The following is a 12,280-nucleotide window of genomic DNA, read 5'->3' as shown; positions in this document are numbered from 1 at the left end:
TTTTCCTCATTTTCTTTGGGTTATCCTACAATTTTTGTTCCATGAACTTCGTTTACCTGCAGCGCATTGACAACAGTGTCTAAATTTTTATCTGAAATACCTCCGCCAGGGAGAATAAGGATTCGATCATTTGCATAGGCGATCAATTCTTTTAAATGATCAAAATTATCTTCGATTGGTGTTCCGCTAGGACCGCCATGCGTCAAGATTCGATGAACCTCATGATCTGCTAGCCAATCGATGGCTTTGAATTGTTTTTCTTTCGGTAAGGCATCGAAAGCCATATGGAAGGTGAGTTGTAAGCCTTCTGCAGTTTCAATCAACAGCTCCAACGCATCCTCATCAAGCCATCCATCCTCTGTTAAGCAACCTAAAACGACACCGTCAGTGCCTATTTTTTTTGCTTCGATCAAGTCTGTATGCATGATCTTTAATTCGATATCATTATAGACAAAATCACCTCCGCGCGGTCTGATGATTGTCATCACAGGAACAGAATGCTCACCAGCATAGGCAATTACTTCTTCAATAACGCCTGTACTTGGTGTTGTTCCGCCAACAGCAAGATTGTCGCATAGCTCGATGCGATTAGCACCATTTCGGATAGCTGTTGGGATATTTGTAAAATTCTCAGCACAAAATTCTTTGATCATTGGTTCCACTCCTCATTTTTGCTTCACAGGCATTGTACCATAGTTCAGCTAGTTGCCAAAGCGTTGTTCTCGTTGTAAGATAAATAACGATAGTTTAAGAAAATGTAATAGAACTTTTTAATAGAATAGGAAGAAGTCTATGTTAAAAAAAATTGAGGCAGCACGTAACTTTTTAGAAGAACATCAACAACAATTTCTATGTCCAGTTTGCCATGAACAAGTTCAGTTAAACGAATACAGCTTAACCTGTAAATTAGGACATCGATTTGATCTTTCAAAAAAAGGGACGCTTTATTTTCTTTCACATAGTATTCAAACAGAATACAGTAAAGAAATGTTAGAGCCTCGTGGACGTATGATCAAAAGCGGGATGTATCACCCGTTATTAGAAAAAATCAGAGAGCATATCGAACCGACTGCCAGTGTGTTGGATGTAGGATGTGGTGAGGGTAGTTTCTTATCTGAACTTAGCAAACTGGGGTTACGTGGGTCAAAAGTTGGTTTTGATATTTCTAAAGAGGGAATTTATTTAGCTAGTAACCAAGCTGTCGATGCTTTCTGGTGCGTCGCTGATTTAACCAACTTGCCATTTGCAGATCACTCAATGAATACGATCTTGAATATTTTTTCACCATCACACTATCAAGAATTTCGTCGTGTTTTGACAAAAGATGGAGCATTGGTCAAGGTCATACCAGAAGCGGATTATCTGAAAGAACTGAGGGCAGCATTTTATCCGGACGACGAACGGAAGCAATCTTATTCAAACGAAAAAGTCTTTGCGAAATTTTCTGAAGAGATGGACATTTTAGTGGATGAAAGAATCCGTTATACCTTTCATATTCCGGAAGAAAATCGTTTGGATTTATTAGAAATGTCCCCCTTGGAGTGGGGCGCTGCAGAACAAGTGAAAGAAACATTGAAAAAGGACCCGTTGAAAGAAATTACAATTGACGTCCGAATGTTAAAAGGAAAGGTGAAATAGCGCTTACATTTAGTTAATTTACGAAAAGGTATTGCAAAGCTCCAATATTGGTGTTATATTACATACAAGTTGTTTTTTCATTGGTTTTTATCAGGTTCCTGTTCTGATAAAAGTTAGTGAGAAGAGCTTCATTAACGTAACGACTCGCAGTGATTGACACCGAGGCGGTACGTTTTTTTTATGTCGATAATGAATAAAAAAGTGAGAATTATGTCATTCAATTGAAAGGAAATTGTAATCATGACCAACCATATTGTCTTATTTGAACCACAGATCCCGGCAAATACAGGGAATATTGCTCGCACATGTGCAGCAACGAATTCTCCTCTACATCTCATTGAGCCGTTAGGTTTCTCTACAGATGACAAACACCTGAAACGTGCAGGATTGGATTATTGGAATGATGTGAATATTACGTATCATAAAGATCTGGAGGCGTTTATAAATCATTTAGGTGAACATTCACTACATCTGATCACCAAATTTGCGAATCAAACATATAGCGAAGTAGATTACGCAGATGAAAAAGATCATTATTTTATGTTTGGGAAAGAAACCACAGGATTGCCGGAAGAATTTATGCGGGAGAATACAGAAAAATGTTTACGTATCCCGATGAATGATGAGCATGTCCGTTCGTTAAACTTGTCGAATACGGTGGCTTTGGTCGTTTATGAAGCACTGCGGCAGCAAAACTTCCCTCAGTTGGAATTACAGCATCACTACGAGAATGATAAAATAGATTAACTTAAAAAGAGCTTGAGAACAAGGGAGATTAGGTTCGATCAAGCATCGAAGAATCTGATTTTTCACCGTTAGCTATAAAATTTTAGAGTGCGAAACAAAACTGTTTTTTAGTTTTGTTTCGCACTTTTTTTGTGATTATTCATGAAGCTCTAACGGCAAGCCATCAGGATCAAAGAAAAAGGTCATTTTTTCTCCAGTAAAAGTGTCCGTTCGAATGGGCTCACAATCGATATCTTTACTTTTCAAATCTGCGATAACTTCTTCAATATTTGTCACTTTAAACGCTAGGTGTCTTAATCCTAGTGCTTCTGGGTAAGAGGGACGTTTTGGATAATCAGAGGAAATGAATAATTCTAGTTCGTAAACACCTAGTTTTAAATCAAGCTTGATATCGTTTTTATCTTCTCTATGATTTTCACGAATGATCTGAAAACCAAGTTTGTCTACATAGAATTCGATCGTCTGCTCATAATTTGAACAGTTGATCGCAATATGATGAATGGTTGTTAAAAACAAGGGAATGCCTCCTTCAAGTTGGTTGATCGTGCGTCTCCCATTATACGCTATTTTTCTAGAGAAAACCTTAGAGGTGAATGGAATTTTTATAATGAAAATGATACACTAGTTAAGATAATCAATATTATAGGATCAAGGGAGCAGTCAAAAGAATGAAATTGTACTTTACTCGGCATGGTAAAACAGAATGGAATCAGGAATTACGTTTTCAAGGCATGACAGGTGATTCGCCATTATTGCCAACGAGTTATGAAGAAATAAAATTACTAGGGCAGCAAATCAAGGATGTGCCGTTTGAAAAAATTTTTTCCAGCACCTCCTTACGTGCGAGAAAAACAGCTGAAGGAATTCAAGAAGTACTAGCGTCTCCGGTTGAGATCGTCTATACTGATGAGCTGAAAGAGCTGGGGTTAGGTCAACTTGAAGGTCAGCTGATCAACGAAATGCGAAAAACTTACTCAGAACAGATGGATCATATGCGTTATCAATTAGATAAATACGATCCGAGTGTTTTTCAAGGAGAACCGATCGAGCAAGCAATCTCAAGAATTTCATCTGTTGTTGAAAAAGCAGTTGATACGGGTGTAGGTCCCTATTTATTCGTAGGGCACGGAGCATCATTGACTGCGGCGATCCAATCTCTAGCAGGCAAAGATTTAGCCGAGTTGCGTAGTATGGGTGGGCTAAAAAATAATAGCTTATCGATTTTAGAAACAACTGGTTCTGAAGATCAAAGCTACCATTTAAAATTATGGAATGATGATTCCTTTTTACAATAACAATATTTTTGGAAAGAAGGCGGGGGCAAAACGATGGATACACTATTTGGAGATGAGGAAAAAGAATATGTCGTAGGCCATGTTCAGGCTATTTTTTTCCAAAACCCCAGCAACTTTTACAAAGTATTATTAGTGAAAATCACAGACACAAATACCGATTATTTAGAAAAAGAAATTGTGACCACTGGTAGTTTTGGCCAGATCCAAGAAGAAGAAATCTATCGCTTTTTTGGTCACTTTGTCGATCATCCTAGATATGGGCGTCAATTTCAAGTAGATAACTATCAGCAGGAACGGCCAACTTCAGCAAATGGAGTCGTCAATTATTTATCCAGTGAAAAATTTCCGGGAATCGGTAAGCGAACCGCTGAAAAAATTGTCGAAATACTAGGTGAAGATGCCATTGATCGAATCATTGCAACACCGGATGTACTAGAGGAAGTTCCACAGTTGAACGAAAAAAAACGGCAGACGATCATTGAAACGATTCGGTTGAATCATGGGATGGAGCAAGTGATCGTTGGTTTGAATCGCTATGGCTTCGGGAGTCAGTTGTCATTTTCGATTTATCAAACTTATAAAGAAGAAACGCTGGATATCATTCATGAAAATCCCTATCAATTAGTCGAAGATATTGAAGGAATTGGGTTTAAGCGTGCAGATACGATCGCAGAACAACTGGGGATCGAAGCTGATTCTGAAAAACGTATTCGAGCAGCGATCACTCATGAGATCTTTCAACATTCAGTACGTTCCGGAAATACATATGTTGAAGCTGAAACGTTGTTGCAAGAAACGATCAATACGCTTGAATCCAGCCGTCCAATCGAGATTTCAATGGACTTAGTTGCAGAACAAATCATTCATTTAGTAGAGGAAAGTAAAATCCAGCAAGAAGGGACAAAACTATTTGAAAATAGTCTTTACTTTTCAGAATGGGGCATTGGGACATCTGTGCAACGATTGCTTTCACGCAAAAAAACGATCAAATATGACAAAAAAGATGTCGAAAAAAATATTCGGATGATCGAAAAACGTTTGGGGATCTTATATGGAGAGTCTCAGCAGGCGGCTATCGAAGAAGCGATCAAATCTCCTTTATTTATTTTAACTGGGGGACCTGGAACGGGGAAAACAACTGTTATCAATGGGATCGTTTCGTTGTTTGCGGAGTTGAATGGGTTGTCTTTAGATATCAAAGACTACACGCAGGATATGTTCCCAATTTTACTGGCAGCACCTACCGGCAGGGCTGCAAAACGGATGAATGAGACGACAGGCTTACCGGCTAGCACGATCCATCGCTTACTCGGCTTGACAGGACGGGAAAAAAATCCCAGCATGTCTGCTAAGGAGCTGGAAGGTGGGCTTTTGATCATTGATGAAATGTCGATGGTCGATACTTGGTTAGCCAATACGTTGTTCAAAGCGATCCCAACAAATATGCAAGTGATCTTTGTCGGTGATAAAGATCAACTTCCTTCTGTTGGACCGGGCCAAGTCTTGCATGACTTATTACAGATCAATGAAATTCCTAAGACGGAGTTGACAGAAATTTATCGTCAGGGAGATGGCTCAAGTATCATCCCTTTAGCTCATGAAATCAAACAAGGGAAATTACCGCAGGATTTCACTGTGAATCAGAAGGATCGTTCCTTTTTCCCAAGTGATGTGTATCATATTGAAAGTTATGTTCGGCAAATCGTGACTAAAGCAAAAGCTAAAGGTTTTTCACCACAGGATATTCAATTGTTAGCTCCGATGTATCGTGGAGCTGCAGGAATTGATGCATTGAACAAAATGATGCAGGAGATATTCAATCCGAATGATGGTTCAAAAAAAGAAGTGAAATGGAATGAATCGGTATACCGAATTGGCGATAAAGTGCTGCATTTAGTCAATACTCCTGAACTGAATGTGTTTAATGGCGATATGGGTGAGATCGTCGGGATCATTCTGGCGAAAGATTCAGAAGATAAAGTAGATGAATTAGTGATACAGTTTGATAATAATGAAGTGAGCTACAAACGAAATGAGTGGAATAAGATTACGCTGTCGTATTGTTGTTCGATCCATAAGGCGCAGGGCAGTGAATTTAAAATGGTTATTTTGCCAATGGTGCATCAATATCATCGAATGCTTCAACGAAATCTGCTATATACTGCTGTCACTCGGAGTAAGGAAATTTTGATTTTACTGGGTGAAGTTCAAGCTTTTTCGACCTGTGTCACACATGAATCAGCGAGTCGTTTGACAATGTTGAAAGAACGGATCACGAGTGCTGATGATATGACATTGACTGTCAGAATGCAGCTGGAAGCTTATGAAGAAGGACTGAGCGAGGAATCACCATTTTCAGACACTTATGAAAATAAATCAGTTGCCTACGAAGAAGTCAAAGAGAAGAAAGCCTCTGTTGTAGAAGAGAAAATAGAACCGATCACCACGAAACCAAAAGTAGAAGAATTGTCTCTATTTGCTCAGCCTGAGGAAGAAATAGAGGAACAGGTAGCTTTAGAAATCGAACGTCAGTTAACGCCAGCATTAGTTCAAGAGCAATCGATCGATCCAATGATTGGAATGGGGAAAACAACTCCTTATGATTTTATGAAATAGCGGCTTAAACAGATAAAGACTGTTTAAGCCTTTTCTCTTACTCATTTTTGAGAACTATTTCTTGCTTAAGAAATAGTTCAATGTATATAATAAAAAGAAGTTCAGAAAAAAATGATGCATTTTTTCTGAATAATTGAAATGAAGGTCAATTATTTTTGGTAGAAATGAGGGAAGCAAATGGGATATGAAGGGCAAAGAGACAATGTTCAAACAGACACCTTTTTAGCACAAATCGGAAATCATCAAAATCCAATGACAGGATCGATCAATACGCCGATTTATTTTTCAACGACGTATGAGCATCCAACTTTGGGAGAGTCGACGGGCTATGATTATACGAGAACGAAAAATCCAACAAGAGAAGTTGTAGAAAATGCTTTAGCTGTGCTAGAAAATGGTTCTGTAGGTTTGGCAACGAGTTCAGGTATGAGTGCAGTTCAGTTAGTTTTTAGTCAATTTCCTGTAGGCAGTCAAATTGTTGCTTCAAGAGATTTATATGGCGGCAGCTATCGTTATTTTAAAGAATTAGAAAAGATGGGAATGTATCAGTTTGTTTATGTGGAAGATGAAGCTGGGTTTGAAAAAGCAATTTCGGATCATACAGCAGCAGTCTTTATTGAAACACCGACTAATCCATTGATGGGGGAAGTGTCCATTGAAAAAATAGCTGCTATTGCTAAGCGTTATAAAGCACAAGTGATCGTGGATAATACATTCTATACACCATTGATTCAAAAGCCGCTGGATTTAGGAGCAGATATTGTTGTCCATAGTGCAACAAAATATCTTGGAGGTCATAACGATCTCTTGGCAGGTGCAGTGATCGCTCGTTCGCAGGAAATAGGTGATCTATTAGCGTATCAGCTGAATACAACAGGGGCAGTCCTTTCTCCTTTTGACAGTTGGCTATTGATTCGAGGGTTGAAGACATTGTCCTTACGGATGGAAAGGCATGAAAAAAACGCACAGGCAGTTGCAGATTACTTGAGTCAGCAGCCTCTTGTAAAGGAAGTCATGTATCCAGGACGTGGCGGTATGTTGAGTTTCAAATTAAAAGACCAACAGGCGATCAAAGACTTTTTAAAGCAATTATCGATTTTTACTTTTGCAGAGAGTTTGGGTGGTGTTGAGAGTTTAATCACGTATCCTACAACACAAACTCATGCAGATATTCCACAAAGCTTGAGAGAATCTTATGGTTTGACTCCAGATTTACTGAGGATTTCAACTGGTATCGAAGCAAGTGAGGATTTGATCAACGATTTAAGACAGGCTTTTGAAGCAATAAAATAAAAAAAGAACATTAGACGAAAGTAAATACACGCTTTTGTCTAATGTTCTTTTTTTGTTAAAACCAAAATAGTCTCGGCTCTGTTGCAAATGAAAAATCTGTTCCTCGTTTGCCTAGAATTTCGCCATCTGCATGGATATATTCAGGAACGGTTGAAACTATTCTTAATTTACTTGATTGAAAATGATGAAAATACTTAGATTTCATGTGCTTTTTTTGAATCAATAAAATAATCAACCAAAAAATTTTGAATAGATTGACCCGTTCGACTAATACAAGATCCAAAACCGGTTTGCGTGGATCGGCAACAGGTGCAATCGCAACGCCTCCTCCAAAGTAAGGATGATTGGTTACTGTACACAAAAAAGCACGGTCAAACTCAAGGTCTTGTCCATTCACTTCTACACGAACAGGAAATCCTTTTTGAGTGAATAAAACTTTTAGAATCGAAAAAATATAAGAAAGTGAGCCTAAATTGAACCTATTCAATGCATGCTTCGAGGCTGATTCATTGGCTGCATTGACGATAGCTGCATCTAAACCAATGCCGACATTATTGACAGCGATCCCCTGTTCTTCCTGGATCGATTCATTATAGGTGATGACTTGCAGTTCTTGCGGGCGTTCCGCCTTCAACAATTGAACGAAGGCTTTTTCCGTTTGACGTGAAATTCCAGCACCACGAGCAAAATCGTTACCAGAGCCACAAGGAATATATCCTAAGGGAATGCTTGGATCAAATGCTTGCAGGGCATTCATCACACTATGTAAAGTTCCGTCGCCGCCTAAAACGACGAGTAATGGAAATACTTCGATATCCAAATCATCTGACCAAGGAAGCAGTGTATGCTCAACCAATTCTTGGACGATCACTTCTTCGTGACCTGCATATTCTGTATAAAAAACTGTATGATCGATTGCTACTGTTTGTAATTGATTAATGATTTTTTGAGCAGCCTTTTTCCCAGTTCCGCTGCCGGCGTTTTCATTGATGACAAGATAAAAATGCTTTTTCATTTGTTTCCTCCTTGTTCAAACTCCTATTATAACAGACAATGGAAAAATTAAGAATGTGCAATGCTTGAAAAGTATTCGGGAAAAAATAGTGATGATTTTCCATTGTGAAAGAATCCAATATAAGCTATAATGCCTAAGTATCATTTTTTGAGAACGAAAAGTTCTCGACAAGGTTCATCAACCATCCCTTGTAAAAAAACTCGGAGAAAGAAGGAGAAACTATGCAAAAAACTGTTACAACAAACAGTAAAGTCAAAGTAATTACCATGAACAGTATCGTGATGGCGCTCTATCTTGCCTTAACGCTATTGGTCGCACCAGTTTCGTCAGGACCGATCCAATTTAGAATCTCGGAAAGTCTGAATCACTTAGTCGTTTTCAACCGCAAGTTGATGTGGGGTGTTTTAGGCGGAGTAATTGTTTATAATTTCTTTTTTGGTTTTGGTGCTATCGATGCGCTATATGGCGGAATGCAGTCATTTATTTCACTAGGCTTAACAGCCTTGCTTTATAAAAAAGTACCTAATGTGATGCTTCGATTAGCATTGAATACGGTCTTTTTTACGGCTACCATGTGTATCATCGCATATATGTTGGCGCCACAAGGTGGAGCTGCTTTTTGGGGCAATTATGCAACACTTGCACTTAGTGAATTTGTGACAATGGCAGTAGCCGCACCGATCATGTATTGGATCAATAAATCGGTTCATTTTGAAAAAAGAGCATAATTGAAATAATATCTAAAAAAATGGTTGGGACTAAAGGAATTTCTTTTGATACCACTGTTTATTAAATTTTAGAGTGCGAAACAAAACGGTTTTTAGTTTTGTTCCGTACTCTTATTTCTTTAATGATCCATTTTTTATTTATTTTCCCGAAAAACTTTACTGTTCCTAGTGGCTAAATTATGATATGGTAATACAGAAGCAAAAATGTAGAGGAGTTTTTAACCAATGTTTGAATTTAAGATCGGAATCGATGCAAAAGAACATGATTCCTTTGTAGAAAACCATCCCTTATGTAATTTACTGCAATCATCTGCTTGGGGAAAAGTAAAAGATAACTGGGGCTCAGAACTTGTCGGCGTTTATGAAAATGGGACGCTCGTTGCCTCTAGTTTGGTTTTGATCAGACCTTTACCGATGAAATTTTCCATGTTATATACCCCACGCGGACCGATCATGGATTATTCTAATAAAGAATTAGTCGCTTTCTTTTTAAAAGAATTAAAAAAATTCGGCAAACAAAAAAGAGCCTTATTTGTGAAGATGGATCCAACGGTGCATTATAAAGATTTTCATTTAGGTGAGGAACAAACGATCGATCCTGCTGCCAAAACGATCATCGATAATCTAATTGCCAGCGGAGCAAAACATCAAGGGTTGACGATGGCGATGGATGCAACGATTCAGCCACGTTTCCAAGCAAATATCTATAAAGAAGATTTCAGTGAAGAGCAACTGTCAAAAAGTACGAAGAAAATGATGAAGCAAGCGCAGAAAAAAGGTGTCACAGTGAAAATGGGACATACTGATTTTGTTGATGATTTTGCTAAAGTCATTGAATTGACGACAGAACGACAACATATTTCTTTAAGAAACAGTGATTATTTCAAAAAGCTATTACAGATCTATCCAGAAAATTCATTCATCATGTTGGCAGAAGTGAATTTGAAAGAACGTTATGAAGAAACTAAACAACGTTTCGATAAAAACAAAGAAGATCTAGCAAATTTGAAAGAAAATCAAGTTAAGAAGCGTCATAATTTAGAAGAATTAGATTTTTCTTTGACACGTGAAATGACAGAATTAGAAGAAAACATCGCACATTCCGGGGATGTTGCTGTCGTTGCAGGTGCTTTGGCGATCACATTCGGTTCAACGAGCGAAATTTTATATGCGGGTATGGATGACCGTTACAAGCGCTATATGCCTGCGTATTTAACATGGTTCGATGCAATCGAAGAATGCTTTAAACGAGGATGTTCTTCGTGCAATATGGGTGGACTTGAAGGAAGTTTGAACGATGGTTTGATCAAATTCAAATCTAATTTTAATCCAACGGTCAATGAATTTATTGGTGAGTTTGATTTACCTGTCAATAATTTATTATTTAAAGCAAGTGAATATGCATATAAGTTAAGAAAACAGAAAAAATAAATAAAAGAGGTGCGATTTCGATGGAAAAAATTGAAATCGTATCTTTTTTTATTGGGTTTACCTTCTGGCGGAAAAATGAGATAATCAAAAAGGAAAAGTGAGTTTTTGGAGGGAATAAAATGGAAGAAACGTTAGTTCAGAATCAATGTTCAGCTTGTGGGGGAGCGATCAATGATCCATCATTTAAAAATTGCCCGCATTGCGGAACTACGTTGGATATGATCCAAAAGGAAATCGATGAGAAAAACAAAAATATCGAGTTGTGTGCAAATTGCGGCTCACCGGTGACTTTTAATATTGAGAAACAGCAATTTTCATGCGATTTTTGTCACTCGACTTTTACAACAAAAGCGGAGCAGGATTTTGATAATTTGACCTATGAAGCGGATGATTTGATTCCGTTTCAAGTGCCGGAAGGCTTAGCAAAAAAGAAATTTTATGAATGGTTGATCGCAGGGGAAAATGTTCCTTTAGATATTCTTGGAAAAGCAACGAGCATCCAATTAGAACAAGTGTATATTCCTTATTTGGGGGCAAGTGTTTCATATGAAGGCTCTTGGAGTGCCGATATTGGCTATAATCGCAGTGAAACCTATACAGAATACGTAACAAAAGAGGATAAAAATGGCAATAAATATACAGAGCCTGTGACTAAAACGCGAACAGTCGTTGATTGGAATCATTCAAGCGATATTTTCACAGGAACGGCTTATAAAAGTTATCTGATCAACAATGAATTGACAGGAGCAGTTGCGGCATTTGCGGAAAAAGCTTCTGGTCTAGCAATCATAAATGAAGTGAAGCCCTTTGATGCGCATTACACAGCTGGAACTCGTCAACTAAAAATTTCGTCAGATAAGGTTTCAGAAGCGTTGCGTTCTGTTCGTGGATTTGCCCATGAAGAAGCACGCAAGAAAATGAAGAGCCTCTTACCTGGTGATAAGAATAAAAATGAAAAAATCACTAAATTTTCGTATACGTTGATATCAAAATATACGTATGTACCATTTTGGAAAATTACGTATAAATACGAAGGAATCGATCATATGACGTTGATGACTGCATCTAAAAAGGAAAAAATCGACATTGATGGCAGTCGTCCTGTGAGTCAAGAAGATTCAACAATTGAAAAAGGGATGAAGCGCAAGGGACGTTACGGTTTGTTTGCAAGTCTTGGATTTTTCTTAGTAAATATTTTAGGTGTGCTTCCAGATGAAGCAGGTCCTTTTCTAGCATTCCTTGTTATAGGTGGTATTGGTGTTTGGCTATTTTTTGCAATAAAAAGGCATAGATTCCTCGGTGCAAATAAGAAAAATTTAAAAAATAACTTGCAAGAGCATCCTGAATATATGAGTTTACTAAAACAATATTCAGAATAAGCTTGGCGTGAGATAATGAGAGCTAGAAATTTTTTTAATTTCTAGCTCACTCTTATTTGTTATAATCGATTTTTGTCATTATATTTATTTCAAATGAGACTAAAAAATGTTTGTAGAGATTTTTATGTAGATAAAATA

11 protein-coding genes are annotated in these 12,280 nt (G+C 37.8%); 8 read left to right on the top strand and 3 right to left on the bottom strand.

From position 1 onward, the window contains the following. Window positions 1–20 precede the first annotated feature (20 nt). Complete coding sequence (locus H3T55_RS01200) at window positions 21–653, bottom strand: copper homeostasis protein CutC (protein ID WP_225533037.1); 633 nt, start codon at window positions 651–653, stop codon at window positions 21–23. Between the two features lie 139 nt (window positions 654–792). Here H3T55_RS01200 and H3T55_RS01195 point away from each other — a divergent pair, with 139 nt between their 5' ends. Together H3T55_RS01195 and trmL are read left to right on the top strand one after the other, a co-directional pair. Continuing rightward, entirely contained in the window at window positions 793–1,638 is an 846-nt protein-coding gene (locus tag H3T55_RS01195) for a methyltransferase domain-containing protein (protein WP_225533038.1), read from the top strand. A gap of 240 nt (window positions 1,639–1,878) precedes the next feature. Continuing rightward, entirely contained in the window at window positions 1,879–2,385 is a 507-nt protein-coding gene (trmL, locus tag H3T55_RS01190) for a tRNA (uridine(34)/cytosine(34)/5-carboxymethylaminomethyluridine(34)-2'-O)-methyltransferase TrmL (protein ID WP_087639621.1), read from the top strand. Between the two features lie 135 nt (window positions 2,386–2,520). Here trmL and H3T55_RS01185 read toward each other — a convergent pair whose 3' ends face one another. Continuing rightward, on the bottom strand, window positions 2,521–2,901 hold the full coding sequence (locus tag H3T55_RS01185) for a VOC family protein (protein ID WP_225533039.1): 381 nt from the start codon (window positions 2,899–2,901) through the stop codon (window positions 2,521–2,523). A gap of 152 nt (window positions 2,902–3,053) precedes the next feature. Between H3T55_RS01185 and H3T55_RS01180 the strand changes: the two genes are divergently transcribed. The 3 genes from H3T55_RS01180 (at window position 3,054) to H3T55_RS01170 (ending at window position 7,589) form a co-directional block, all read left to right on the top strand. Continuing rightward, on the top strand, window positions 3,054–3,680 hold the full coding sequence (locus H3T55_RS01180) for a histidine phosphatase family protein (protein WP_225533040.1): 627 nt from the start codon (window positions 3,054–3,056) through the stop codon (window positions 3,678–3,680). A 33-nt stretch (window positions 3,681–3,713) separates the two neighbouring features. Further along, window positions 3,714–6,296 (top strand): ATP-dependent RecD-like DNA helicase, encoded by a 2,583-nt coding sequence (locus H3T55_RS01175; RefSeq protein ID WP_225533041.1) that lies wholly within the window; start codon window positions 3,714–3,716, stop codon window positions 6,294–6,296. A gap of 177 nt (window positions 6,297–6,473) precedes the next feature. Next, window positions 6,474–7,589 carry a PLP-dependent transferase gene (locus H3T55_RS01170; RefSeq protein WP_225533042.1) on the top strand — a complete coding sequence of 372 codons (1,116 nt, stop codon included), beginning with the start codon at window positions 6,474–6,476 and terminating at the stop codon, window positions 7,587–7,589. A gap of 55 nt (window positions 7,590–7,644) precedes the next feature. On the opposite strand, the gene H3T55_RS01165 is transcribed toward H3T55_RS01170, so the two are convergent. Next, entirely contained in the window at window positions 7,645–8,604 is a 960-nt protein-coding gene (locus H3T55_RS01165; protein WP_225533043.1) for a diacylglycerol/lipid kinase family protein, read from the bottom strand. A gap of 221 nt (window positions 8,605–8,825) precedes the next feature. Between H3T55_RS01165 and H3T55_RS01160 the strand changes: the two genes are divergently transcribed. The 3 genes from H3T55_RS01160 to H3T55_RS01150 all read left to right on the top strand — a co-directional run bounded on the left by H3T55_RS01160 (window position 8,826) and on the right by H3T55_RS01150 (window position 12,142). Next, window positions 8,826–9,332 carry a QueT transporter family protein gene (locus tag H3T55_RS01160; protein WP_087639628.1) on the top strand — a complete coding sequence of 169 codons (507 nt, stop codon included), beginning with the start codon at window positions 8,826–8,828 and terminating at the stop codon, window positions 9,330–9,332. A 225-nt stretch (window positions 9,333–9,557) separates the two neighbouring features. Further along, on the top strand, window positions 9,558–10,763 hold the full coding sequence (locus H3T55_RS01155; RefSeq protein ID WP_225533044.1) for an aminoacyltransferase: 1,206 nt from the start codon (window positions 9,558–9,560) through the stop codon (window positions 10,761–10,763). Between the two features lie 119 nt (window positions 10,764–10,882). Beyond that, on the top strand, window positions 10,883–12,142 hold the full coding sequence (locus H3T55_RS01150; protein WP_225533045.1) for a zinc ribbon domain-containing protein: 1,260 nt from the start codon (window positions 10,883–10,885) through the stop codon (window positions 12,140–12,142). Window positions 12,143–12,280: the final 138 nt, after the last annotated feature.

This window comes from Enterococcus sp. S22(2020), from assembly GCF_020295385.1.
GTDB lineage: Bacteria > Bacillota > Bacilli > Lactobacillales > Enterococcaceae > Enterococcus_L > Enterococcus_L dunnyi.
Note: the sequence above shows the minus strand (reverse complement) of the source record. Positions and strands in the feature narration are given on the sequence as shown.